We start from the raw sequence: 25,405 nt of genomic DNA on the forward strand, positions 1-25,405 counted from the left end.
GCTCCTTTCCCTACTTCCTGGTTAGTTGATAACCGGCTGCTTGATCTTTTTTGGTGCCCGCAGCGATCGCTTCCATCGCTTCCTGCGGTTTCACCAGTCCGCCGATTAATCCAATCAGATTTTGATAGTAGGCTTCCTTGGCTTCGCTGCCGATAAAGACACTCGGATTGTAGCCTACCCCTACTTCGATCTCCTTCATCGCATTGGCTAACAGTTCACCCGCAGGTTTGACCGTCAATGCCGCTTTGGAAGCCGGGATCAGGTTGTAGGAAGGGTCACCCAATACTACGTTTGCATAATCCTCTGAGAGAACAAAGTTCATCCACTTCTCTGCCAGTTCGGGATGAGCAGCCTTGGACGGCACTACCCATGTGTAGCCGAGCCCACCTGTCGGATTCGTTTTCTGCCCGCCAATAAAGGAAGGCATGTTGAACGAGCCGATGTTGCCTTCTGCCTTGTTTTCCGCGATGGTGGAAATGATGTGTGTGGGCGAGACAAACATCGCCATCTTCTTGTTCAAAAAGCTTAGCTGGAGATCGGAGGAATTCAGAGACATGGATTCTTTTCCGATATACTCCTGCTTCGCCCAGTCAGCCAGCAGTTCGCCCGATTTGACAAACTCGGGATCGGTCCATTTCTTTTCACCGTACAGCAGAGCTTCTACGGCATCTCTGCCTGCAGCCGCCTGCAAAAGATTCGAGTACAAGCCCCCTACCGTAAACGCGGTCCGAGCACCCGTATTCAGTGGCGTAACTCCGTTGGCCTTCAGCGTGTTCATCGCTGCCACAAATTCCTCTCCCGTCTGCGGGACTTGGATGCCATACTTTACGAAAATGTCTTTGTTGTAGTAAACCTGGATCGCGTCTACGGTGTGAGGCAATTCATAAATGCCGTCGGTTACCGTGGCCATCTGGTAGGCAAATGGCTGGAGCTTTTCCTTCCAGTTGTTCTGTGTATACCAATCATCGAGCTGCTTGATCAATCCCACCTCTGATAGGATTCGCACACGGCCTGGGCCAGCATTCATCAAGATCGCATCAGGCGGGGTCACGCCGGATTGCAGCATCGTGGTTAGCTTTCCTGACTCTGTGTTTACGTCCCCGTTTGTCAGCGTAACTTTGACGTCGGGATTCATTTCTTCAAACTTTTTGATTACGCTTTCCCATTGCAGTTTTTCCGTATTGTTGTAATAGTTCGGGATAAAAAGACTTAATGAATTTCCGTCTGCTTTGCTAGCTGCTGCCGGTTCTTTTTGCGCACTCGCGGCATTGGAGTCTCCTGATCCGGTTGGAGAAGAACATCCGGCTATGACCATGGATGCGAGTGTCGCGAAGGCCAAAAATTTCTTGAGTCTGCCTTTGATCATGGAATCAGCCCCCCTTTTTCTTCGGTGTTATTTTCGACGGCCCGTCTTGACTTAAAATTTATATGATTTGTAATATTTAAACAACGGAACAAACAGGGGGAAAAAGGGGGACAAAAAGTGGATTTGCAGGAAGGAAGGTCGTCCGTCGTACCATTTGTACACTCGATTTTTTTCAAGCTGTTTGTTTATTTTCTGCTGTTGTCTATCGTTCCTTTGACGTTATCCGGGCTCCTGACCTATAAAAATGTCTCCGAGCTGCTGGTCACCAAATTGGATCAGGATGCTTCCTCCGTCTTGGAACAAAATTCGAGAACCCTTGCCTTTTATTTCAACGACTTAAAGCGGATGGGAGAAATCTCCTTCCTGAGCTCCGCTGTCTCTGATTTCTTAAAGAACAAGGATTACGATGCGTACCTGCTCTCCTTTCTCCCGCTCGATGAGGCTTTCTCCAGCATTCACTTGATCCGACCTGAAAACGTAGGAATCACCCTTGTCAGCGACCGCGGGTTTGTCTACTCCTACGGCTATTCCCTCAATCGCGACCAGAGTAGCTTCTACCAATTTGATTGGATGCCCAAGCTCTCCCAGCTCTCTAGTGAGCCTACCATTACCCGCTTGCATGATCGCCCTTACAGCACCAGCCAAGAGGAAGAGCCCGTCTTTTCCTATGTCCAGCGCTTATACAGCAAGGACTTGAAAGCAAAAGGGGTTCTGATCATCGACTTTAAGCGAAGTATTTTAGACAGCCTGTTTGAAAGCAGCTACTTTTCCAAGAATGCCCACGGCGGAATCGAATCCGGCATGCTGATCACCAGCAAAAGTGGTGACGTATTGTACCCGCAAGATACCGATCTTTTTCCTACTCAAGACATGCAAAGCTTAGATCAAGTCAAACGTATCGCCGATCGTTCCGGCAACCTTTACCGATCTGTCGCGCTTTTGAACGAGGAAACGGACTGGACGCTGATCGGTTACTTTCGGGAATCCAATCTGTACGGGCCCATCTACCGCATTCGCAATTTCACCTATTGGATTCTACTTCCCAGTATCGTCTTTTGCCTGTTGGCCTCGTTCTATTTGTCCCACCGGATGTCCGACCCGATCCGCCATCTGCAGAGCTTGATGAAAAAAGTGGGTCAAGGCGACTTTCATCATCTGTTTACGTTACGACGAAAAGATGAAATCGGCCAGCTCGGGCAAGGCTTTAATCAAATGGTGGGGAAAATCAAGGAGCTGATCCAGCTCGTCCATGAGGAGCAGAGCCAGAAACGGCGAGCCGAGCTGACTGCCCTGCAGTCCCAGATCAAACCTCATTTTCTCTATAACACGCTAGAGTCTATCAACAGTCTGGCCCGCAAGCACAAGGAGCCGCAGATCAGCAAAATGATCGTTCTTCTGGGGAAGCTGATGCGATTATCCATCAGCACATTCGATGAGATGATCCCGATCTGGAAGGAATTAGAGTACGTCAGATGCTATTTGGAGCTGCACCAATTTCGTTCGCGAAGACCGATAGAATACGAGATGGAAATGGACGAAGAGATTCAGAGCCTCTACACCGTAAAATGGGTTCTCCAGCCAGTCGTGGAAAACGCGATTCTGCACGGTTTGGACCCTATCCCCAATCAGGACGTCAGTGGACGCATCGAAATTAAAGGGTGGCTCGAACACGATGCCGTTTACCTGCAAATAAAGGATAACGGTGTGGGCCTTGAAAAAAGCAAGCTGGAAGAAATGCGCCACAACCTCGAGCATAACGCGCAGGAGCTCACCCAATTCAAGCAAAAAGTGGGGCTCTACAATGTTCAGTCGCGCATCCGCCTTCATTTTGGAGCCGCATATGGACTTTCTGTGCACAGCGTTCCCGAGCAAGGCATGCGTGTCACCATCAAACTGCCGAGGAGGACCAGCGATGACCAAACTACTGATCGTGGATGACGAATGGATGGTCTCTGACAGTTTACGTTCTATGGATGAGTGGAAAGAGCGCAACATCGAAGTAGTCGGAACGGCCGGCAGTGGTACAGAAGCTCTGCAGTGGCTGGAAAGGACCCATCTCGATATCGTCCTGACGGATATTCGCATGCCGGATATGGACGGTCTGGAGCTTTTGCAGCGTCTATATGAAAGCAATCCAGCAATCAACGTCATCCTCATCAGTGCATATGAGGAGTTTACCTACGCGCGAACCGCCTTGCGATACCAAGCCAAGGGATACGTAACTAAGCCGATTGACACCGACGAGCTTTTCTCAATCGTGGACAGCTTGCTCGTCAATGAGCCAGCTTCGGACGGCCCCAAAACCTATCACGAAGCGATTGTAGAGCGGGCAATTTCCTACATGAAAACGCATTTGGGAAAGCCCCTCTCGCTCAAGGAAACAGCAGAAGAAATTCACCTTACCCCTCATTACTTTGGAAATGTGTTTAAGACAGTGACCGGAGAAACGTTTGTCAATTATCTCACCCAGCTCCGCATGAAAAAGGCTTGCGAGCTGTTGAAAAACCCTGAGCTCAAGCAGTACGAAATATGTGAGCGGATCGGGTACGCGGACACCAAGTACTTTGCAAAGGTGTTCGCCAAAAGCTTTGGGATGTCGCCGCGAGAATACAGGCAGGGGTATGTAAGAAAGGTCTAGAGCTCCCCGCTAGCCGGATGCAAAGCGAAACCCGTCAAGAATCTGACGGGCTTCGCTTTTTTATTCTATCTTCCATTCAAAAATTCGAGAATGAAGCTTATAAAGTTCAAGACTCTGAAGAATTACTGAGAGAGATAGCAGAGTTACCCACGTTATTTTCAGCAATCGAAAGGCTGCCTCTTTTTAGATGCACACTGCTCAATTCTTTTGATCTGGCATCTGCTCCATTGGTTATAGGCAAATCCTTAACCCGCTTTGCAGGAGCCCCTGCATAAAGTCCATTTTCTTTACAGTCCTTGGTTACCACCGAGCCCGCAGCAATGATGCATCCACTTCCAATCGTTACACCAGGCAAAATAACCGCTCGAGTACCGATCCATGTGCCTTTCCCCACTTTTATTGGCAAACCGATCGTTTGGGGAGAAGCTCGCTTTTCTTCACTACCGACATGATGCGTAGAAGTACAGAACATGACCTCCATGCCTACCGAACAATTTTCCTCCAGTACAACTTCGGATACGTTGTCAAAAAAACATCCCCTGTTGATAAATGCCCCGCCGCCCACTCTTAATTTTTTCGTTTTGATGTAGCAGCCTGGATAAATGCTGATTGCCTCGGCTTTTATTCCATAAGCATTGTAAATCAGCCACCTGATGATCCTCGGTGTGAATGAAGATGCTGCAATCGTATTTAAGACCAAATCTGGGACCATTCCTAAGAAATCTTCCCAGAACATCGTGCAAACCGTTAGTAGCTTCCTTCGCATCTTCTTCACTCCTAATCAGTCCCTTGTTCGTTTTAAAGAACACTTATAATGCTTATTAGCGATCCATCCCCTCTATTCCTCCTTTCCTGCTCGCCTCTCCGTACTGCTATGTAAAACGGTTGGAGGTACAGCCTGCCGTAGCTAGACAAGCGGACTTGCTTCCTCCTCAAAAAAAGAAACCCCACCCAGAGGTGAGGTTTAATCAGAGGTACTTTCAAATTTGTGTCTATGGTTGCTGTTGACGGATGTTCTGATGTACTGTTCTAGCCCTCCCCATCCACCCTAAAGCTATTCCTGATAAAAAAGATGCTACTGAAAAATTGCGACCAGTCCTTCGAAAATCATTGGTTGTGCTCACTTCCATCTCCCTCGTCGGGCAATAAAAATAGCCCCTCTAGGAAAAAGGCTGCTCATGGTCATGGTGTAAAAAGAAAGAGGAGCTGCAAATGCGGCTCCTCCAGCTATTGAATAATTGTGTTACTTCACTCAATTTCCTTCATTTACCAAAACATCGTTTCTCCATCATTGAGGAAAATATCAAGCCGGTATGAGTATTGTCCAGGCTGAACTGCAAAATGGACTGTTACATCCCCATCTTCATCAGTAGCAGAAGCCAGATTTACCACTGGGAAAACCATTGTTTGATTAGCAGGACAAGTATACGATGTTCCATCAACGTCCATTATAACGTCACTATTTTCTTGATTAACAATTTTAACTTTTGCTTTGAATAAATAACCTTGAATGGTATTTCCGTATTGATCTTTAGCCGTCAATTTAAGTTCATTGGTGTCCGGAAGATAAACCCAATCTTCGGGGTCTGGGCTCAATACAGCAGTAGATTGGACAGTAGAAAACTCCCCGACGTTGACGGTTTGGACAACACTAGCATCCTGATAACCCGTCGCTTCAACTGTAATCGTATAGTTTCCTGGCGTTTGAATAACGCCTTCCTTGATCGTTAGTTGTCCATTTGTGATGGTGTATTGACCATCATCTAGAACGGTATCCCCTACTCTAATAGCCGTCACCTTGGAATTCCAAACAGCATCTTCATCAAAAGAAATAGTCAAATCATTGTCTACATTGTTGTCAGTTGTATCTGGTGTCAGTACTGGTCCGCTATTCTCGTCTTATAACCTATCTATTACCGGTTTTATAACGAGCCTACACCGTGCAGGCGACTTTCATCGCACACGGCGTTCCATCAACGTTAAGAAGGACTCCTTTCCTAGAACTTTTTTTACAATGGGCATACAGATTTTAACATCATGTAGGTATTTTTTACTAGTGGTTATTATTTCCATGTACCTAATAATTCGTAATAGCGCAGCCACTTCTGCGGCTCCGCCCTTTGGGTTCGTGTGAATTCTGCAAGTAGACAAGTCTTCTCCGTAGTTGTAATGACAGGCGGCGTTCCCATTCCGGACAAAACTCTCGATCGTCATTGCTCAACTGGCATTGTTTCAGGTACTTCAAAATCAACTAACTGCTCAGCCATTCCTTGTTAAACCTACTGTTAAACGTACAAATCAGGAAGTCATTGAAGTGGCACATGCTATTCAAGAAAACGGGGGGCATTTTGAGCTCGAACACAAAAGTTAATCATGCAGACTTTGTGCTCAGAGATTGTTATAGCTTCATTTGGCGAAGCCGTAGGCGGACCTAGACTCAAATTCCTCGAGAGAAAACCACTACCAACAAAAAAAAGGCGGTTTCCCGCCTCTTTCTCCAGCCCTTAATCCCAAGCGAAACGCTGCTCTTTCCAGGGATCTCCATACATGTTATACCCGTTCTTCTCCCAGAAGCCCTGCTTGTCTTTCTCCAAAAACTCGATTCCGCGCACCCATTTGGCGCTCTTCCAGAAGTACAGGTGGGGAATGACAAACCGCAGCGGCCAGCCGTGGTCTGGGGTCAGCTCTTGTCCGTTATGTTTGTTGGCAAACAGGTTTCCAGGAGTCATGAAGTCCTTGAGCGGCACGTTGGCTGTCCAGCCTTCCTCTGCGTGCAGCATGACGTACTTCGCTTCCGGCTTTACTTTTACCAGCTTCAGCACTTCTTCTACCGGAATCCCTTCCCACTCGTTGTCGAGCTTGCTCCAGCCCGTTACGCAGTGAATATCGTTCGTCGCACCGCCTTTTGGAAGAGCCATCATCTGCTCGTAGGAAAGCGTCACTTCCTCTTCGACCAATCCAAAAATACGGAAGCTCCACTGTGTGGAAAGATCCGTGTACTCCGGCACTTCTCCATAGTGAAGAACAGGGAATCCGGTCGTTTGTTTTTGATTGGGCGGGATGCGGTCTCGCTGCGTATTCGTCGCTTGATTGAAAAACATGTTGGCCCAACTCCTCACTGTCAGTATCGTTCTCTGCTTCCCTTCTTACCATATCCTGCACAAGTCTGCAAGATGGTTTGCACACTTCCTGCTGGCAAAGACCCATCGGCTTGCCTGCACAAAAACCCCCGCGATCCTGCGAGGGTTCTCTCGTTCCTTTTGCCGCTTGCTTATTTCCCTACACGCAGCAGTGCGTGATCGACTTTGATGCACATGTCGTTGACGACAGCAATTCCATCCGCGCTCATCAGGGCAGCTGCCTCGTCATTGGAGATCCCTTGCTGCATCCAGAATACTTTTGGTTTGCTCTTCATTTTTTTCGCATCTTCTGCTACTGGCAGAACATCCTCGCTTTTACGGAAGACGTTGACGATATCGACTGGCTCCTCAATTTCTGCCAGGCTCGCCAAGACCCGCTCACCCAACACCGTTTCACCTGCGATTACAGGGTTGACCGGGATGATTTTGTAGCCTGCGTGCTGCATCGCATCTGCGATCATGTAGCTGGTGCGATCTGGCTTGTTGGAAAGCCCGACGACGGCAATCGTTTTGGCTTCTTCCAGCAGCTGTTTGCGAACTTCGTTACTAGGATTTTGTACCATATTTCAACACTCCTTTAGGAATTAGGATTGGCTGCGATTCGATACAAACTGAACGATGGTCCGAGTCATGACACCGGTACCTCCATGGGGCTGCATGTCGCCGGTATTGGCATTGTAAGCCGTTCCTGCGATATCCAGATGCACCCATGGCGTATCTTCTACAAACTCCTGCAGGAACACGCCGCCGATGATGCCGTGTCCATAGCGTCCGCCCGAGTTTTTCAGGTCGGCAAAACGGCTCTTGTTCAGCTCCCGGTACTCTTCAAATGTCGGCAGCTGCCACAAGCGCTCGCCTGCTACATCTGCCGCTTCCAGCAGCTCTGCCATGAGGGCTTTGTCATTTGTCATCGCCCCGGAGCAGTAGTGACCCAGTGCCACCACGATACCGCCTGTCAGAGTAGCAGCATCGATCAGGCAGGTCACCCCTTGCTGCTTCGCGTAGGTGATGCAATCCGCCAGTACGAGGCGTCCTTCTGCATCCGTCGTAATGATTTCCACGGTTTTTCCGCTCATGGTCGTGATGACATCCCCAGGACGGAAAGCCGTACCCGATGGCATGTTTTCTACCGTACCGATGACAGCCAGCACGTTTACTTTCGGCTTGATTTGGCCCAGCGCTTCGAGGGTACCGATCATCGCTGCGGCTCCACCCATGTCGGATTTCATGTCTTCCATACCAGCTACCGGCTTGATGGAAATCCCACCTGTATCAAAGGTGACTCCTTTTCCGATCAGACCGATGACATCATCCCAGGTCTCTCTCCCCTGGTATTTTACTGCGATAACGTACGGCTCGAGCTCGCTGCCTTTTGCAACGGACAAGACACCGCCCATGCCGAGCTCCTCCAGCTTGGACTGCTCCAGGACTTCGACTGTCATGCCGTAACGGTTTGCCACTTCTACGGCTGCGTCCTTTAATGCTCGCGGCGTCAAATAGTTGGCAGGCTCGTTTACGAGAGTGCGGGCCAGATTCGTACCCGACACCAGCGCTCGACCCAAATGAACGCCTGCTGCTACCAGCGGTTCGGCGTCTTCCGCTGTCATCACCCGCACAGCAGCGACAGGATCAGTCTCTCGCTTGGCTTTTTGGCGATAGCCCTCATAGTGATATTCAGCCAGCCCAAACGCTTCTGTCACCGCCTGAGCCAAACGATCTGCAGCGAGCTTGTCGGTCGTAGGCAAATCGATGGCGACGGTCTTTTCTTTGCCTTTTCCCAAAACGGTTTTGGCAGCACGTCCCCATGCACTGCGAGCCGCTACAAAATCAAACTTCTCTGGTGCGCCCATGCCCACGACGATCAGCTTTTTCGCTGCCAGCTTCCCCATGCTATGAATAACTGCGATGGCTTTTGCATCGCCGCTGATTTCCTTTTCCTTTTGCAAAGCGCTCAAGCTTCCCGAAAAAGCTTGCTCCAGCTCAGGGTACACCTGCGCCAGCTCTTCCCCTTTCCACAGTGGAACAATCAGTTCGTCACACTCTACATGAACTAGCGCAATCCGTTTTTCTACGGTCACTTCCATATACTCTTCCCTCTTTCCCTGTGATAGGATACAATTATGTGCACATTTGTAGTTTTCAACGCCTCCATATTCGAAGGCCCAATTACGATGTGTCGATACGCAAACGCAAAGACGGAAAAACCATGGCTTTGGCTTCTCCAGGAGGAATCACGTCAACTTCAGGCAAGGCACTCTCGCAGGCCTCTATGTACCCGATCACACCTGCCACATCCAGTCCCCAATGAACAGGGCCAAAGCGGTTCAGGTACTTTCGAGCGTTGCCAAACATCCAGCGAGCGCCTTTGATATTGCCGTATTCCCGATGATACAGGCCGACTGCCATTTGCAAGAGCCCTTGCAGGAACTTGTCGGATTTGTTTTCCATCCAGATCTCTTCTAGGAGATCATGGCATTCGTAGTACTCACCTTCATTGAATTTCTCAATGAACTGCAGATACTGTCCGGGATACCGCATGGATGTTCACACCTTCCGTTTCACCGTTGCAAAAAGAAAACCTCGTGAAACGCTTCCAAAACACTGTATGTAGAGCTGTCTGACAAAATTTCTTTCATCAGCTGCTTTACTAATGGTATCACAGATTGGCATTCCGTTACATCCATATGAAAACTTCACGGATGGAGACCTCGCCCTTCTGTTACAATATACGAAAGAAGCGTACGTAGAAAGGAATGGATTTTCCGTGGCGGATATTTTAGAAAACTTCCCCTTATGGGCTGCGCTGCTTGCCATAGGAATCGCCCAATTCATCAAAATTCCCCTCAATTATTTCGCTACCAAAACATGGCAATGGTCGCTGATGTTGAGCACAGGCGGCATGCCTAGTTCCCATTCTTCAGCTGTAACCGCTCTCTCCACGGCAGTGGGTCTGCGTGAAGGCTTTTCCAGCAACATGTTTGCTATCTCCGCCATTCTTGGTGTGATCGTCATGTTCGATGCGGCCGGTGTCCGCCGTCATGCCGGGATGCAGGCTGTGGTGCTGAACAAGCTCGTGGATGAGTTTAATCATCTCCTGGAAGGCATGAAATCACTCAAGGTGCGCCCGAATCAGGAAAAGGCCAAAAAGCTGAAGGAGCTCCTCGGTCATCAACCGATCGAAGTGCTCATCGGCGGTTGGCTGGGCATCATGATTGCGCTTTTGGTGCACCCGTTCTTCTAAGGCATACCCAAAGGGGGGACTATGCATGCGAATTGTTTCCATCTGTCCGAGCAATACGGAAATCCTCTATTATCTGGGTCTTGGTGAACAGGTCGTGGGGCTGGACGATCATTCGGACTGGCCCCTGGAGTGGCAGCATTTGCCCAAGGTGGGGCCGGACCTGACCATCGACATGGATCGGGTAGCGGCGCTGAAGCCTGATCTGGTCGTCGCTTCTCTGAGCGTACCCGGCATGGAAGCGAACGTGGAGGCCCTGCAGTCGCGCGGCATTCCCCACATCGTCCTGAACCCATCGCGCATCAACGAGATAGCGGCAGACATCCGACTGGTCGGAGAAGCGACAGACATGCATAAGCAGGCGGATCAGCTCGCCACGCTTTTTGACGAAAGAGTGGAAACCATCCGACATCGAGCGTCTCAATATTCTCACCGTCCCAAGCTCTACTGGGAGTGGTGGCCCAATCCAATCTACACGCCGGGCGAGGAAAACTGGCTTACGGATGTGAGTGAAATCGCCGGCGCCATAAATGTCTTCCGCGACTATCCGGTAGCGAATGTCAAAGCGACACGCGAGATGGTGGCCGAGCGCGATCCAGATCATATCTGTGTCGTCTGGTGCGGGATTGAGCTCAAACGCATCAAACCCGCGATGATCACCGAACGTCCCGAATGGCAGGAAATGACGGCGATCCGCAAGCACCAGGTCCATTTGCTTGAAGAAGGACTGTACTGCCGTCCCTCTCCCCGCATTCTCGACGGCCTGGATAAGCTCGTAAGCCTGATTCACCCCTAACACAAAAACGTTCAGACCAGATTTTGGGCTGAACGTTTTTTCATTTTTTCTTTCATGCTGCCTACGCAGCATCTTTGTTTTGCTTATGCTATTCACTTTTTTGTGTTAATTTACGACTTCCGCCATTGCCGCGATTCCTTTTTGGTTCAGGCTGTTGAGAAAGGCTTCTGTCAGCTTGCCATCACCTCGTCTGACGATATAGACATCCACTGATTTTTTGCCCCATTGCTTGAACACGTCCTGCTTGGTTTCAAAATACAGGTCAATCTTATGTCCGCGGATCGCTCCACCTTTGTCCGCTACTACACCATAGCCGTAGCCCGGAATGTACAGCACCGTCCCAATCGGAAAGATACGAAGGTCAGCAGCAATTGTTGAGTAATCGTCTCTTCGTACTTTCACGCCTGAATAAGTGATGCCGTAAGAAGGATGAGACGGATTCTTGCCTGTCGACTCGAATCCGGCGTAATAGCCAGTCGCTACGACGCGTACTTTCGGATACTGATCCAGGAGTGCGTCCGATTTATCAATGACTTGCGTGAGGGAGCTAGCGGAGACCGTGCGTTTTTTGACGACCCGCTGCCCATCTTTCGTTTCTCTAATTCCAAATGCAGTTTGGATGCTGCGATCTCCAACTGCGTTATAACCATACCCATCGCTCGCAAATCCCGTCAGAACCATGATGAACAGAGCGATGAAACTGATTGACAGCTTCCCATTCATTTCTGGTAAACCTCCTCTCGGTTCTAGTCATGTCCCGAAGAGAAGGAAACTATACACAAATTTTGGATGGTTTATGAAAAATTCAGTATATTGTGTCCGGTCATCCCCACATAAAAAGAGGATGCCCGCCCAAATGGGAGCACCCTCAGCCTGTTATTAAAACATCCGGTATCCTTTTTTACGCAGGGTGTGAATCGTCCATCCCGACGCTACCGTCCCTGCCATGCCACATCCTAAAATGACCGCATCCCAGATGCCTGGAACTACTTTTTGGTAAACCAGGGCGCCTACAAGCACACCCAATGCAATGACTACGGGGAACCACGTCGTTTTCAAAATCATGTTTAAAATAAATCCGATGCCAAAGCCCAGCACGGTAAAAAGAACAATGGATACTACAAACTGAAGCAAACTCATCGATCTTACGCCTCCTGCCTCTCCCGCACATCCACCAATGGGGTGCAAAGATGGCTATTATCGTATTTTAGTGTAGCCTAAACCAGTTGGACTGGTCAATATTTGACAACAAGGCGGACTCGCAAAAAAAGCCGGCACGCTTTCGCGCCCGGCTTTTGTACGTATGCTCGTTTACTTATTCGCTGCAGAAACAGGTTCCTCTTGATGATGGGTTCCAGACCCTTCACAGTTCGGACAATTTTCCGATCCGCCCAGGAGCAGTTGGAAATACCCTTGTCCATTGCAGTACGGGCATTGTTCTTGTTTATGTCTCATGGTGAGCTCCCCTTTCCTATCTTACATGCGTTGGAAATAATTGCATGTATTTTCTGATAATTTTGATGTATCTAACTTTAACAGAAAAAACGCCGTTTGCACAATTCAGTTATTGTGTGAAAAAACAGAAAAAACCGTGATGTAAGCGGAAACATCACGGTCTAGCTTCTTCAATCGCACCATTACTTGAATATTTTATAGGATGTGTACTGGAAGACTGGATCGATATCGTATGTCTGCCCTGGCATCCCGCTCTCTCTTTTTGCATAGCCAGGTAGAATGATTTTTAAGTAGGTAGATGACAGCGGATCCGTCAGGAGTTCACGGATGGGCTTGAAGCAGGTCTCCGCGATTTCCCCCTCCTGTGGACGCGGCTCGCCGCTTATATAGTCCATCCAGAAGACGACCATATTATCACTGATCGAGCCTTTAATGACACCAGAGCGAATCCCTGCCACCTGTCGCACGACGGCTTCTACACCTGTCTCCTCCAAAACCTCGCGAACGGCTGCCTCGTCTACCGTCTCTCCTTCTTGTACAAATCCTGCTGGAAAGGACCATTGCCCCTTCAAACCGCTGTAGGTCTTTTTGACAACGAGGGCTTCTTCCCCGCGAATGACGATCCCGCAGGCCCCCAGCCACACTTTTCCTTCACGCACGTGTATCGCTTCCCTTCTCGTCCGATGCTGTGCTTTGAGTATACCATTTTCGGCAAAGGAAAAGCCCCCCGGCGCATACCGGAGGGCACTCTCTCTTACTCGTCATCGTCGTCGTCCAGCAGTCCGTTGTCGATCATATAGCGAAGGTTTTCCCGATCCCGCTCTCGTCCTTTTTCCTTGAGGCGTTCAATGGCGGGCAGGATCAGTATGTCTACCTCGTGCTGTACATGCCAAGCGAGATCATGGCGCCCCTGTTCCTCCAGGTAAGCTCCCACCTCCATCATGGCATTGTAACGGTCCATCTCTTCTTTGGTCATCAACCCTCTGACCTGAATACTTGCATGACGCATGCTACAGCTTCACCTTTTTCAGGGCGAGACCGACGCCACCGATTTTGTACAGGTAGCGCAAATCGCTTGCCTTTTTCATCATGGCTGCCGTGCTGCCGAATAATTTTTTGGATCCGACCTGACCAATGCCTTCCCCTTTGCCAAGAGAAGCCAGCGTTCCTTGCAGGTGCGGGGTAAACTTGTGTGTTACTTCTCCTCGAATGATCGCGACGAGGTTCTCTCCGAGCGTTTCGCCTTCTTGAACCGCGATTTGGGCTGTCGGCGGATACGGGCGTCCTTCCTCGTTAAAGATCAGCGCGCAGTCGCCTACGACAAATACGTTTTCATGGCCAGGCGCACGCAAGTATTCATCTACTTTTACGCGTCCACGCATCACTTCAAAGCCAGCCTGTTCGACGATGCTGTTCCCTCTCACGCCTGCGGCCCAGACGACCGTTTTCGCTTTGATCTCTTCTCCCGTTGCCAGCAGAACACCATCTGGCGTACATTGCTTGATCGGCGTGGCGATCTTGAATTCGATTCCTTTTTTGCCCAAAACATCCATCGCGTAGTTGACCAGCTCAGGGTCAAAGCCAGGCAGAGCGGTCGGTGCTGCTTCGATGCAATACACCTTCACTTTACTTGGGTCAACGTCGAATTCCTCGCACAGCTCAGGCAGACGATCGCCCAGCTCTCCGCAGAACTCGATTCCGGTAAAGCCAGCGCCGCCTACTACGAACGTGACGTAATCCGTGCGGTCAGGCTCCTGCTTGAATTTTGAGAACATGTACTGAATATGCTCCCGAATGTTGCGAACCGCGTTGATGCTGCGAATGCTGAAAGCGTACTCCTTCAGCCCCTCGATACCGAACGTTTCCGGCTCACTGCCAAGCCCGATGACGAGGTAGTCATAATCGAGGATCTCGCCGCTCTCCAGTGTGACCGTCTGCTCCTCAGACTGAATCGACTTTACGGTTCCTTTGACAAAATTCACTTTCTCTTTGTTGATGATCTTATCCAAATCGACGCGAGCATGATCAGCAGAGGCAGTACCAGCCGCAGGCTCATGGAGCCAGGTCGTGATGTAATGGTAGCTGTGCTTGTTGACCAGGGTGACTTCCGCTTCGTTATAGTTCAGCTTTTTCTGCAGCTGCAGCGTGGTGAGCAGGCCACCGTATCCGGCGCCGAGAATGAGGATTTTAGGTGTACTCATGAATATCCCTTCCATTCATCAGGATAATGGTAACTAAAGGAGGTTTGTGCCAAATTTCACGTGGTCTGTTACGAAATAGGATGCCCCAAACTCGGATGCGTGGTCGGATCGGAATGGTTGCTCTGGGTAGCCTTCAATTCCAACCTGTGAAAAATTGCACAAAGCTAGAAAAAAATGTGTCAATTTCTTTACAGTTACCCTCATCATATCCAGTGATGCTTGGTTTGGCAAGGTTTTTTTACCCATCTTTCCCAATTCCGCTAAAGCCGCTCCCCCGCTATGCTTTTCTAGCTTCAATCGATTATGGAATAAATAGGAAATACACTTAACGAACACCATTCTTTACGAACAGTGTTCGTTGTGTTATAAATGAATTGCCCTTGCGAGAGCTCTCCAAGCCTCCCCTCGCTTGATGCAAAAAATGTGTGATTTGCATCCTATGAGGACAAGAAAGAACAAGTTCCCTTTTCTGTGAGATAAATTTGGCCGGTGCTGCTCGTATTTTGTGAAGCAGCAATCGAAGCAAGCTACGAAATGATTGGAGGATAATGAAAATGACATCCACGAAGACAAAACAACATAAGCGAATTGCCATTATCGGAGCCGGTCCAGGTGGGCTGACACTCGCGCTTATTCTTCAGCGTCACGGCATTTCATCCGTGATCTACGAACGGGAGCAGCATGACAAAAGTCATGAGCGCGGCGGTTCCTTGGACATTCATGAGGATTCTGGACAGCTCGCAATCAAGGAGGCAGGTCTTTTTGAAGCCTTTCAGAGGCTGGCCCGATACGAAGGGGAAGACTTCCGGCTGTTCGATAAAACCGGGAAGATTTATATGGACGAGATCGTCGAGCAGGATAGCATGGGCGAACGGCCGGAAATTGACCGTGGGGAGCTCTGCGATTTATTGCTCAGCAAACTTGATCCTGCCCAGATCAAATACGACTACACGCTCGATCACGCAGTCACGCTAGAAAATGGCTTGACCGAGCTGCATTTCAAGAATGGTTTTGTAGAGACGGCTGATCTGGTAATCGGAGCGGATGGAGCTTTTTCCCGAGTGCGTCCGCTGCTTTCGGACGTCGACGTCGAGTATGCGGGCCTGACGATGTTCGAGCTGAATGTCCTGGATGCGGCTCGTCGCTACCCGGATCTGTCCGCGTTCAACCGTCGCGGAAAAGTATTTGCTCTGGACGATCACAAAGGCATTCTGGCTCAGCTGAACGGAGACGGACGAATCAAGGTGTATGTCAGCCTAAAGGTAGATCGAGACTGGCTGGAAACAAGCGGAATCAGCTGCGATGATCCCAAAGCGGCAAAATCAAGCATGCTAGAACTGCTTACTGACTGGGGTGAGCAGCTGCACAAATACATCCACTATGCAGATGATACGGTGCTGCCAAGACGAATTTACATGCTGCCTGTAGGGTTTCGATGGAAGCGGAATCCATCTGTTACCTTGATCGGCGATGCCGCTCACGTCATGTCCCCTTTCGCGGGTGAAGGCGTCAATCTCGCCATGCAGGATGCGATGGAGCTAGCGCTTGCCATCGTGCGGAACGATGATGTATCCGTGGCGATCCAGGAGTACGAGGACAAGATGTACGTCTACTCCTCGGAGAAAGCACGCGTGTCCTACGACAACCTCGTCCTCTGCTTTTCCCAGGAGGCCGCTCCCAAACTTGCTGAGCTGATGAGCTCCTATCACGAGTAGGCGGCAGATTTACTATTTGCATCTGGCGTGATATAAGAAAAGTATGAGGAAACCTAACCGTGCCATTATGAGTCGCCGGTCTCGTCCGGCTAAAGAACCGCTCAGTCATGAATTGATCGTCAAAACCGCCTATGAACTGCTAAAAGAAGAAGGCACCGCCGGCATGAGCATGCGCAAAGTGGCCAAAGCGCTCGATACTGGCCCCTCCTCGCTCTATGTATACGTGAAAAATTTGCAGGATCTGAGCTCCTATGTACTCGATCACGGACTCGGCCAGCTTGAACTGTCAGAGCTCTCGGATCACGACTGGAAGGAGCAATTGTTTCAGGCGTTGAACGCTTACTTGGAGCTGCTGATTGAGCAGCCTGGTCTGGCTGAACTGGCTCTCCAAGCGATTCCGATCGGGACCCATGCCTTTCGATTGAACGAATTTCTTCTTGCCGTCCTGCAAAAAGGGGGCATAACCTCCACTTCGGCGGCATGGGGAATGGATATGCTGCTGCTGTATGCATCGTCCGTCGCCTTTGAGCAAGCTGCGAGAAGCAGGTACGGAGACGAACAAATGGCGGTCATCAAACAGTCCTATCAGACAGTAGACCCCATCCGCTTTCCACTGATTCACGGTTTGAAGCAGGAGCTGTTCTCCGGAGACATCGTGATAAAAGAGAGGTTTTATTGGGGAATGGAAGTGATTCTAAACGGCATTCTGCTATCCAAGGATTTGCCTCGGAGCATACAGGACACATAGGTACCCGGACAGTCTTGCAAACGCAAGGCTGTTTTTTCTTTGTTGCCGCGGCTCTTTGGACTAGATCTTATGCGCGTGCCGCTTTTTATTTTTCCCTCCAGGAACATTATTTTCGCATAAAAGAAGTATTTCTATAATGATGGATGCGCTGGATTTTGATTAATTCCGGAGGTGCTTGGGATTGAATTTTCTGCAAAGGGATGAGCATATCTACGACATCACGATCATTGGAGGCGGCCCGGCCGGATTGTTCACAGCTTTTTACGGTGGTATGCGCCAGGTAAGCGTCAAGCTCATTGAGAGCATGCCGCAGCTTGGCGGTCAATTAGCTGCTCTTTATCCCGAAAAACACATATACGATGTAGCCGGTCTGCCCAAGGTTTTGGCACAGGATCTGATCCATAATCTGAAGGTTCAGATCTCCCGTTTCCAGCAAAAAATTTGTTTGGAAGAAAAGGTCGAGAACGTTGCGAAAAATGCAGACGAAATCTTTGAAATTACTACGGATAAAGGCTTGCACTACTCCCGGGCCGTAATCATCACAGCCGGTGTAGGAGCCTTCGAGCCTCGCAAGCTGGAGCATCCGGATGCCGGCAAATACGAGAAATCAAACCTGCACTATTTTGTTACCGACCTGAACTCCTTCAAAGGCCAGCGCGTTGCCGTCATCGGCGGGGGCGATTCCGCCCTGGATTGGTCTTTGATGCTCGAACCCATCGCAAAAGAGGTACACCTCATTCATCGTAGAGACAAGTTTCGCGCACACGAGCATAGCGTTGATATCTTGATGTCCTCGAGTGTCAACGTAACAACCCCCTACGAGGTGACCGCGCTGCACGGCGAAGAAGCCATCGAGCGTCTCACCCTGACCAACTGCACGACCAAGCAGGAGCTGGACCTCGAGGTTGATGCGGTCATTGTCAACTTTGGTTTTATCTCTTCACTCGGCCCGATCAAAAACTGGGGCTTGGCACTGGAAAAAGGGTCCATTGTGGTCAACAGCCGCATGGAATCGAACATTCCCGGCATTTATGCCGCAGGAGATATCGCTACCTACCCAGGCAAGGTAAAGCTGATCGCTGTTGGTTTTGGCGAAGCGCCCACTGCTGTCAACAACGCTGTCGGCTACATTTTCCCCGATGCAAAGCTGCAGCCGGGTCACTCCTCCAGCATGGACAATTTTAAATCCTAGGTCTGGCCTAGAACGAGCGCGGGAGTAAGTTCTCCGCGCTTTTTTGCTGCATGGGATTGGAACGCTTGCATACTCCCCCAGCTTCCCGCGCACAGTAGGAAGAGCCCAATCTTCTTTTCGAGGAGGATCTCATGGACCATCTCTGCCCGGTTTGCAATGGTTTGGCTGCCTTGGAGCAAGCGTGCTCCCGGTGTGGAAATCGCTTGGATGACGCGGGACGGCTATACGACTTTTATGGTGACTACAGTCCTTATCGGGAAATCGATGATGTGAAGATGGATAATGGCTACCCCGACCGCCAAAGAAATCAATGCCTGCATACCGGCTGGTGTCCACAATGCCATGCGAGTGAGATGGTGATTGTAGAAGAGTGGACACCAGATCGGCTAAACGCACAAAAGGACGCGCACCAGTGACACGTCCTTGTTTTTGCTGCGTTATTTTTGTTTTTCTGCCAACCGTTTTGCGAGACGGTCGTTTTTCGCCTTCATTTGCTCTAGCAGCTTGGGCAAAGCCACTTTGATTTTTGCCGCATCACCCGAAGCAATGGCAGCATCGAATTCCTCGTGGACCTGCTTGAATTTCTCGCGCTGCGCCTCTCTGTTTTCCTTTTCACCAGACGGCACGGTACCGCGATTTTTTTCCTTCCACTCCTTGTACTGCTGCTCCATCTGTTCGCTGCTAATTTCTCCGCTTTTGACCTTCTCCCTCAGCTGGGCTCTCATCTTGCTTTTTTCTTCGCTTGCGGTCTCACGCGCTGACCGGAGCTGCTCTAGCAGCCGCTCCCGCTCTTTCATCACGGACTGCCATTCCCCTACGCTGTTTGGCGTGTACTTCTCCGCCAGAAGAGTCATGTACATCCGTTGATGCGCTCCCATATGCATGCCGTATCGCATTTTGACCTGGCCTGTTCCATGATCACCATGCGCCAAAGTCACATTGTTTGCCTGGACAAGCGGCTTCTCCGCCGCCAGGACACTTCCCGGCATTGCCAAGCCCACGACCAGAGCCGTTGCCAACCATCCTGTTTTCCATTGCTTCATGCTGTTCACTCCTTTTCCAGTCTGTACAATCGTCACTCGACCTGAGAGGAAAACGGTTCTGCTACATCTCCGCTTTCCTCCGAAAGTTTGTCCATCGATTGTGGCACGATTGTTGAAGAAATGTGGAAAAATCTAGGAATTTTTCCGTGGTTGCCGTTAAAATGGGCGCAATTCGTTTCGATCCAGGCCCAAAAGCTTGACCAACCCCATCTGCTCCAGATCCTGCTTTGTTTTCGACGTCCCATGCTGATAAATGATTTGGTAAATCGCCCGCAGGTTGTCGTCGTATTCATCGTTGTCGCGGTCCGGCATATCAGACCAGAGTGTATGCCCATGCATCCACATCATGAAGTCCCCATGCACACAGTTATTCATCAGATCGCGCAGCATCCCGACTTCCACATCAGTTGCCTCAATCTCAAAGTCATACGTCGAGGAGCCTTTTTCACTCCGAATTTCTGCAACCGTCGTTCCGCTTTGCAAGGTGATGTAATATCGATTTTTATCCAGGGCCACCATCTCCTATCCATCGAACTCGGCCCTGCTGTTGGGAGCGGAGCCTGTGGAAGCTGCGTCTGAGCATTCCTGCCTTACTCCTTTACCATTCCCCTCCAAAGGGAAAATATGTATTTCGTTATGCAAAGTTTTTTTATAAAAGTGGTACATTTTGTCTTGACGATAATGTTTAGTCATAATATACTTTCAACGTTATCGATAATGATAATCGTTATCATAAATTTCTTTCCCATTTTTAACAGGAGGTTTATTCATGAAATTATCTTTGCTCTCCCCCGTTTACGGTACCACGATCGTTGCAGCTTTCCTGTCTGTCGCAGCACCAGCTTATGCCCAGTCTCCAGAACCGGTCGCTGCCCTGTCCGCCCCAGTCACAGTGACGGATCTGACGCTGGAAGAAGCGGTCGAGAAAGCAATTTCCAGCAACATCGATGTGAGAATGCTCAAGCTGGACTCCGACTCCGCTTACTATACGACGCGTCTGACTCTTTTCAATACGAATGCCATGAATCCCGATTCGATCTCCTCACTGAATGGTGCAAAGTCAAAATATGAGACTGCCGCAGACGCCATCCGGGATCATTTAGTCGCAGTATCCTCCTGGAAAACGCAGGAAAATACGTTGCGTTTGGACGTACATAAAGCCTTTTTTGATGCATGGGCCGCTCAAGAGAAACTTGATCTGCAAATGAAAGCCCGCAAGATGCAAGAGTGGTCTAGAGCCTCGAGCCAAGAAAAAGAAGCGGAAAAAGGGCAAGAAGAGCTGGAAGCAGCCTATCGGGAAGCTCTAACGAAACTGAATCTTCTGATGAACGAGAATGGCAGCAAAGAATGGAGGTTGATGGCAACAGATTATGCCGCCGCCTCTCAGATTTCCATCGAGGAATGCAAGAACACCGCCTACGAACGCCGCCCCGACATGATCAAGGCTGCCGCTGAAAAGGCTTTTGCCCAAGCCAAGGTTGACTATATCAACTCCTACGCTTCTTTAAGCACCTACCCTGGCCGAATCGCCAAAAACGATCTGGAGAAAAACGAGCTGCTGTGGCAAAAATCTCAAAAGAAATCCGACAAAGAAATTGAAGACAATTACGCGAAAGTCACTCGGAGCAAACAAGCAGTCGATTCAATCATGGCCGAGGAAAACGCAGCAGGGGAAGCCTATCGCAACGCCTACCTTTCGTTTTTGAGCGGGCAAGTGTCCAAGGAACAGCTAGCCGAGCTAAAGGAAAAATGGCTGGAGACAACCTCCAAGCGAATCGAAACTACACGGGAATACAACCTAGCAGTAGCAAGCCTGCAATACTCGACTGGCTTTTAGGGATGTCCACTCGCGCTCGGCCCTGCTGGGAGCATTTTTATCCAAAGGGAAATCCTATATTTCGTTATGCAAAGTTTTTTTATAAATGTGGCACATTTTGCCTTGACGATTATTTCCTTGCATCATATACTAGCTTCATTATTGATAATGATAATCGTTATCATGAATTCATTTATTATTCCCTTTATCCCTGTTAGGAGGCTTTTATGAAACCCACTCTTTTCAAACCGCTTTTCAGTACGACTCTGATTGCCTCACTTCTGCTGAGTGCCAGCCCAGCCTTTGCTGCATCCGCTGATGTAGTTGCCGCCGCAGCACCTGTGCAAGTAGACGAGCTCACACTCGATTCGGCCGTCGAAAAAGCGCTGAAAAGCAGCGTAGAGCTCGAGCTGCTAAAGCTGGATCTGAGCAACACTTACTACAACTCTCGACTGACTCTGATCGATACGAGAGCGATTCGGGAAGACTCCATTTATTCCCTGGACGATGCGGAGTCCAAATACGAGGATGAAGCGGGAGCCAGAAGAGACTACCTTGTCGCCAATGCAACCTGGAAAGCACAAGAGGATGCCCTGCGCCTCGATGTCCAAAAAGCCTATTTTGAAGTACAAGCCGCTCAGGAAAAGGTAGAGCTGCAGAAGAAATACATCAAGGTGCTGGATTCCACCCAAAAATCCAGCCGCGACGCGAAGGATACTCTGGATGAGCTCGAGAGTGCTTATCAAGAGGCTTTGGCCAAGCTAAACGGGCTGCTAGGCGAAGCAGCAAACAAAGAGTGGAAGCTGGTGCCTGCGGATTTGACGTCCGTTTCCTTGAGCCCATTGGAAGAGATTCAACAAAAGGCTTTTGCCAAACGCCCTGACATGGTGACTGTCGCAGCTGAGAAAACCTTTGCCCAGGCAAAAGTGAACTACATCAACAATTACGCCTCTCTGAGCACGTTCCCGGGGCGCATCGCTCAGAACGATCTGAGAAAAGCCGAGCTTCTCTACACACTGGCTCAAAAGAAAGCGGAGCAAGAGGTCAAAGCCTCGTATGAAAAAGTAAACGAGGCCAAAGAAGCATGGGAGAAAATCAAAGCAAGCCATCAATCCGCTGAGGAGCAATATCGCGAAGCTTACCGCTCCTACCTCGGTGGTCAAAAAACGTTGGCCGAGTTCGCTGACGAGGAAGAAGAATGGCTGAAAAGCACAACGAAAACCATCGAGTCCGCCTATGCGTACAACGTCGCTGTGGCAGCGTTCCTGCAATCCACCGGCTATTAATTCATTATCCATTTTCCAAATCTTGCATATCCCTTCACCTCTCGCTATGCTTGTAAATAGGTGATGAAGATGCGATTGATTATAGATACTTTCGTGCAAGTGGCACAGGATTGTCCCGTAACGACTGGAGTCGTACCGACCACAAAGCCGAATGCAAAGCCGTCCATCCATGTCCTGCAGTACGAGCTTTTGTCTGCTGATCCCTATCGCTACACCATAAACGATCTGATCTATGAGGTGCATATCCGCCATAAGGAATACCCCGAGGAGACGATCGCCAAGGACGCAGACCGAATCCGGGCCGAACTGTTTTCGAAAAGCCATCCTTGCATGCGCGCTTCCATGCTTCCCAAAAAGTACGGCTGGGGCGTTCACTACGATCCCGATGGAAAGCTCGCGATCTACGGTATGGAAACCGAGCAGTACCGCAAGTTCGTGGAAGGTACATCAGGTACACGCAAGCTGGTTTACGCCATGCGCAACAAACGGGCTTGACTTCCATGCAAAAAGCGCAGAATCAAGAGATGATCTTGGTTCCGCGCTTTTCTTTTTTTCCCCCTGCTACTTGTTTTCCTTGCGCAGGTTGTGGCCCGTATTTTCTCCCGTTTTCGGCGGCGTGCTGCGGGAGCCTGCTGATGCCTCTGTCGGTCGCTTGTTGTTGTGCTTTGCCATCTCTCTTGCGACACCTCCTGATGTTTGAATGGTACGCAGGATAGTATGCCCCTGTGGCAAATGAGAAAACACTCTGACCCGCGAAGCAGGCCAAAGTGTTTGGTAGGCTGATTTATTTTACGACAAGTTTGGCTACCATTTTGCCATGGTCAGGACCGCAAATCACGTTGCAGAAAATGGTGTACTCGCCAGCTTTATCGATTTTCAGTGTCTTGCTGCCTTCTTTTTGAAGCTCAAAATCTGTGCCTTCGATGCCGATCCCGTGGAAGCCTTCAGCAGACTTGAAGTTCACGGTGAATTCCTCTCCCGCTTTCACTTCAAATGTATCCTGATTGAATTTCCAGTTGCTCGCTTCAATATTGATCGCCGTACCTGTCGTCGCAACTGGAGCCGCAGCGCTTGGTGTACCGCTCGCCGCCTGATCCTTGCTCTCGCCGCCACAAGCTGTCAGCAGCATCGCTGAAAAGGCAACAGCAGAAACTAGCAATCCCCACTTCTTCGTCATCATGACCCCTTCTTTCTTCTTGTTCTACACTTCCATTTTACTGAAAGAAAGTCGTCCAAAATCTGGGAGTCTGTGACCGAATCGTGACTGAATCGTGACGAATTGGCTAACTTCGCTGCCTGCTTCCTTCTCCTCGTTTTACCCCTCGCTACCCAGCTGAATCTGATAGATTTTTTTCGGTCTGCCTCGTAATTTTTCCTGCTTCTTGTACAGAATTCGGGCTACCCCTTTTTCCTCGAGCTGATTGAGCATGCGATTGGCACTGCGCACCGTAATGCCCAGATGAAAGCCAAGCTCCTCTGCCGTCAGCTCATTTCGCTCGGTTTTGGCAAGCACCGCCATGATCTTCTGCAGCTGCAGCGTAGACAGGTCCGTCTCCTCGCTTTTGCGCTTTACGAATTCATTGACCTGGTTTCGATAAGTCAGACAGCTTTCTTCGCCCAATGGCCCGATGATCTGATCGCTGTCGGTTACGACGTATGTGCCCATCGACTTGCTGGCAGCCGACATGCTGTTCGCGGACTGGGCGTTGATTCGCGCCTTGTACATGCTGTTGCCTATCCCCCAGCCGATGTGGACGGGAAAAGGAAGCGTCTTTTCCAAATAGGTCAATAGCAGGCACTGCGTGAGATTGTCGGTCAGTGTCTTCAAGTCCTTGAACGAGCTGATGATTTCAAAGCTGTTACTCGACTTCTGGATGATAAACGGAATCTTCTGCTCCGTGCTAAATTCCAGCAGCGATTTATGCAGCAGCATTTGACGCAGCTCCCACTCGTTCAAGCCCTCCTTTGCCGTATCCACGCTTTCCATCGTGACGTATCCGATGGCAATCCGACTCTCCGCGAGCTTGATCACCGCCAGCTCGCTGATGATGTGCTCAAACTGCTGGACGATCGAATCGGGCGAAGGAAACAGATAGATATGAGGAATTCCTTGCTCTGCCAAATCCTGCACGATGTTACTCATCCGCGTCAGGGATAGATCGATCTCGCCTGCCTGCCACAGCGCGATGTGCTCGTTCAACACTTCCTCGTGGATTTTGTCCGTAATTCGCTGCGGTGTACGTGTAATGGGCATGGCGCCAGCTTCAACGACATCCTTGATGCCCAAGAAGTTATTGTATTCAGAGAGAAAATCAATATAGACACGGGTAAGGTCGAGGTCCCGACGACTCATGCTGAGCTGGAACAGCTTTTTGTAAAACTCCTGCTCGCTGATTTGAAAGGTATACGTCGGCACGGGGAAGCTATCCCATTGATTCATTAGGTAGAAGTACGCAAGCTCGGTCAAAACAAAGCCATCTACCAGCTGCTCGTTATGCCGATACAGCTCGGGAGTTTCATGAAGTCGATGATAGGGAAGCATCACGACCTCACAATGATCTGCGACACGTGCGGGCACGGTAGTCAGTTCTTTCAGGGAGTGCTGGGCAATGATCGCACCCAAACGGATCATCCGAATCCCTCCTTTCACTCACTAGCCTATTATAGGAGATTCGCTACTCTTTGAAAATATTTTTAAAAGACTTGAAATACAGAAAACAATGCTTTAAAGTATTTTTAGAAAACGTCTTAAATATGTCCAAAAATACGTT

The 25,405-nt window shown here is 49.7% G+C and carries 28 protein-coding genes; 11 read left to right on the forward strand and 17 right to left on the reverse strand.

Annotation, left to right across the window (positions count from 1 at the left end; translation table 11 throughout):
• Positions 1-10 precede the first annotated feature (10 nt).
• Positions 11-1,366: an ABC transporter substrate-binding protein gene (locus tag EDM59_RS10090; protein WP_122923504.1), complete on the reverse strand. Its 1,356-nt coding sequence runs from the start codon at positions 1,364-1,366 to the stop codon at positions 11-13.
• A gap of 117 nt (positions 1,367-1,483) precedes the next feature.
• Between EDM59_RS10090 and EDM59_RS10095 the strand changes: the two genes are divergently transcribed.
• A complete protein-coding gene (locus EDM59_RS10095) occupies positions 1,484-3,304 on the forward strand; it encodes a cache domain-containing sensor histidine kinase (protein ID WP_122923505.1) in 1,821 nt (606 codons plus the stop codon).
• Positions 3,279-4,004, forward strand: coding sequence for a response regulator transcription factor (locus EDM59_RS10100; protein WP_183192876.1), 726 nt, complete (start codon positions 3,279-3,281; stop codon positions 4,002-4,004). The genes EDM59_RS10095 and EDM59_RS10100 overlap by 26 nt, the downstream gene beginning before the upstream one ends.
• Before the next feature lie 106 nt (positions 4,005-4,110).
• Here the strand turns inward: EDM59_RS10100 and EDM59_RS10105 are convergent, their stop codons facing one another.
• The 6 genes from EDM59_RS10105 to EDM59_RS10130 all read right to left on the reverse strand — a co-directional run bounded on the left by EDM59_RS10105 (position 4,111) and on the right by EDM59_RS10130 (position 9,682).
• Entirely contained in the window at positions 4,111-4,716 is a 606-nt protein-coding gene (locus EDM59_RS10105) for an acyltransferase (RefSeq protein ID WP_425455950.1), read from the reverse strand.
• A 554-nt stretch (positions 4,717-5,270) separates the two neighbouring features.
• A complete protein-coding gene (locus EDM59_RS10110; protein ID WP_122923508.1) occupies positions 5,271-5,882 on the reverse strand; it encodes a DUF1533 domain-containing protein in 612 nt (203 codons plus the stop codon).
• Between the two features lie 626 nt (positions 5,883-6,508).
• Complete coding sequence (locus EDM59_RS10115; protein ID WP_122923509.1) at positions 6,509-7,105, reverse strand: sulfite oxidase-like oxidoreductase; 597 nt, start codon at positions 7,103-7,105, stop codon at positions 6,509-6,511.
• A 170-nt stretch (positions 7,106-7,275) separates the two neighbouring features.
• The gene (locus tag EDM59_RS10120) at positions 7,276-7,707 is read right to left on the reverse strand and encodes a CoA-binding protein (protein WP_122923510.1); all 432 of its coding nucleotides are present in this window, start codon (positions 7,705-7,707) and stop codon (positions 7,276-7,278) included.
• Positions 7,708-7,728: 21 nt separating this feature from the next.
• Positions 7,729-9,228 carry a leucyl aminopeptidase gene (locus EDM59_RS10125; RefSeq protein WP_122923511.1) on the reverse strand — a complete coding sequence of 500 codons (1,500 nt, stop codon included), beginning with the start codon at positions 9,226-9,228 and terminating at the stop codon, positions 7,729-7,731.
• A gap of 82 nt (positions 9,229-9,310) precedes the next feature.
• Positions 9,311-9,682, reverse strand: coding sequence for a DUF309 domain-containing protein (locus EDM59_RS10130; protein ID WP_122923512.1), 372 nt, complete (start codon positions 9,680-9,682; stop codon positions 9,311-9,313).
• 226 nt (positions 9,683-9,908) lie between these two features.
• Here EDM59_RS10130 and EDM59_RS10135 point away from each other — a divergent pair, with 226 nt between their 5' ends.
• Complete coding sequence (locus tag EDM59_RS10135; protein WP_092273048.1) at positions 9,909-10,385, forward strand: divergent PAP2 family protein; 477 nt, start codon at positions 9,909-9,911, stop codon at positions 10,383-10,385.
• A 25-nt stretch (positions 10,386-10,410) separates the two neighbouring features.
• Positions 10,411-11,178, forward strand: a complete 768-nt coding sequence (locus EDM59_RS10140; protein ID WP_122923513.1) for a cobalamin-binding protein — start codon at positions 10,411-10,413, stop codon at positions 11,176-11,178.
• A gap of 105 nt (positions 11,179-11,283) precedes the next feature.
• Here the strand turns inward: EDM59_RS10140 and EDM59_RS10145 are convergent, their stop codons facing one another.
• The 6 genes from EDM59_RS10145 to EDM59_RS10165 all read right to left on the reverse strand — a co-directional run bounded on the left by EDM59_RS10145 (position 11,284) and on the right by EDM59_RS10165 (position 14,834).
• On the reverse strand, positions 11,284-11,901 hold the full coding sequence (locus tag EDM59_RS10145) for a 3D domain-containing protein (protein ID WP_122923514.1): 618 nt from the start codon (positions 11,899-11,901) through the stop codon (positions 11,284-11,286).
• 156 nt (positions 11,902-12,057) lie between these two features.
• The gene (locus EDM59_RS10150; protein ID WP_092272915.1) at positions 12,058-12,318 is read right to left on the reverse strand and encodes a YuiB family protein; all 261 of its coding nucleotides are present in this window, start codon (positions 12,316-12,318) and stop codon (positions 12,058-12,060) included.
• Between the two features lie 171 nt (positions 12,319-12,489).
• Positions 12,490-12,633: a YuiA family protein gene (locus tag EDM59_RS31025; RefSeq protein ID WP_170184441.1), complete on the reverse strand. Its 144-nt coding sequence runs from the start codon at positions 12,631-12,633 to the stop codon at positions 12,490-12,492.
• A gap of 182 nt (positions 12,634-12,815) precedes the next feature.
• Positions 12,816-13,292: an NUDIX domain-containing protein gene (locus EDM59_RS10155; RefSeq protein ID WP_122923515.1), complete on the reverse strand. Its 477-nt coding sequence runs from the start codon at positions 13,290-13,292 to the stop codon at positions 12,816-12,818.
• A gap of 95 nt (positions 13,293-13,387) precedes the next feature.
• Positions 13,388-13,642 (reverse strand): hypothetical protein, encoded by a 255-nt coding sequence (locus EDM59_RS10160; protein ID WP_122923516.1) that lies wholly within the window; start codon positions 13,640-13,642, stop codon positions 13,388-13,390.
• A 1-nt stretch (position 13,643) separates the two neighbouring features.
• Positions 13,644-14,834, reverse strand: a complete 1,191-nt coding sequence (locus EDM59_RS10165; RefSeq protein WP_122923517.1) for an NAD(P)/FAD-dependent oxidoreductase — start codon at positions 14,832-14,834, stop codon at positions 13,644-13,646.
• 554 nt (positions 14,835-15,388) lie between these two features.
• Here EDM59_RS10165 and EDM59_RS10170 point away from each other — a divergent pair.
• From EDM59_RS10170 to EDM59_RS10185, 4 genes are all read left to right on the forward strand, one after another.
• Complete coding sequence (locus tag EDM59_RS10170; protein ID WP_122923518.1) at positions 15,389-16,549, forward strand: FAD-dependent oxidoreductase; 1,161 nt, start codon at positions 15,389-15,391, stop codon at positions 16,547-16,549.
• Between the two features lie 43 nt (positions 16,550-16,592).
• Entirely contained in the window at positions 16,593-17,297 is a 705-nt protein-coding gene (locus EDM59_RS10175; protein ID WP_122923519.1) for a TetR/AcrR family transcriptional regulator, read from the forward strand.
• A 181-nt stretch (positions 17,298-17,478) separates the two neighbouring features.
• Positions 17,479-18,489 carry an NAD(P)/FAD-dependent oxidoreductase gene (locus tag EDM59_RS10180; RefSeq protein WP_122923520.1) on the forward strand — a complete coding sequence of 337 codons (1,011 nt, stop codon included), beginning with the start codon at positions 17,479-17,481 and terminating at the stop codon, positions 18,487-18,489.
• A 131-nt stretch (positions 18,490-18,620) separates the two neighbouring features.
• Complete coding sequence (locus EDM59_RS10185) at positions 18,621-18,905, forward strand: hypothetical protein (RefSeq protein WP_122923521.1); 285 nt, start codon at positions 18,621-18,623, stop codon at positions 18,903-18,905.
• Between the two features lie 21 nt (positions 18,906-18,926).
• Here EDM59_RS10185 and EDM59_RS10190 read toward each other — a convergent pair whose 3' ends face one another.
• Entirely contained in the window at positions 18,927-19,532 is a 606-nt protein-coding gene (locus tag EDM59_RS10190; RefSeq protein WP_183192878.1) for a hypothetical protein, read from the reverse strand.
• Between the two features lie 156 nt (positions 19,533-19,688).
• Positions 19,689-20,051, reverse strand: coding sequence for a hypothetical protein (locus EDM59_RS10195; RefSeq protein ID WP_246010986.1), 363 nt, complete (start codon positions 20,049-20,051; stop codon positions 19,689-19,691).
• A 250-nt stretch (positions 20,052-20,301) separates the two neighbouring features.
• On the opposite strand from EDM59_RS10195, the gene EDM59_RS10200 reads away from it, so the two are divergent.
• The 3 genes from EDM59_RS10200 (at position 20,302) to EDM59_RS10210 (ending at position 23,129) form a co-directional block, all read left to right on the forward strand.
• Positions 20,302-21,369 (forward strand): TolC family protein, encoded by a 1,068-nt coding sequence (locus EDM59_RS10200; protein ID WP_122923522.1) that lies wholly within the window; start codon positions 20,302-20,304, stop codon positions 21,367-21,369.
• Between the two features lie 206 nt (positions 21,370-21,575).
• Positions 21,576-22,634, forward strand: coding sequence for a TolC family protein (locus EDM59_RS10205; protein WP_122923523.1), 1,059 nt, complete (start codon positions 21,576-21,578; stop codon positions 22,632-22,634).
• Positions 22,635-22,703: 69 nt separating this feature from the next.
• Positions 22,704-23,129, forward strand: a complete 426-nt coding sequence (locus tag EDM59_RS10210) for a DUF6157 family protein (protein WP_122923524.1) — start codon at positions 22,704-22,706, stop codon at positions 23,127-23,129.
• Positions 23,130-23,418: 289 nt separating this feature from the next.
• Here the strand turns inward: EDM59_RS10210 and EDM59_RS10215 are convergent, their stop codons facing one another.
• Both EDM59_RS10215 and EDM59_RS10220 read right to left on the reverse strand, forming a co-directional pair.
• Positions 23,419-23,814 carry a cupredoxin domain-containing protein gene (locus tag EDM59_RS10215; RefSeq protein ID WP_246010988.1) on the reverse strand — a complete coding sequence of 132 codons (396 nt, stop codon included), beginning with the start codon at positions 23,812-23,814 and terminating at the stop codon, positions 23,419-23,421.
• Positions 23,815-23,949: 135 nt separating this feature from the next.
• Positions 23,950-25,266: a helix-turn-helix domain-containing protein gene (locus EDM59_RS10220; RefSeq protein ID WP_122923526.1), complete on the reverse strand. Its 1,317-nt coding sequence runs from the start codon at positions 25,264-25,266 to the stop codon at positions 23,950-23,952.
• Positions 25,267-25,405: the final 139 nt, after the last annotated feature.

It is taken from the genome of Brevibacillus nitrificans, from assembly GCF_003710965.1.
Lineage (GTDB): Bacteria > Bacillota > Bacilli > Brevibacillales > Brevibacillaceae > Brevibacillus > Brevibacillus centrosporus.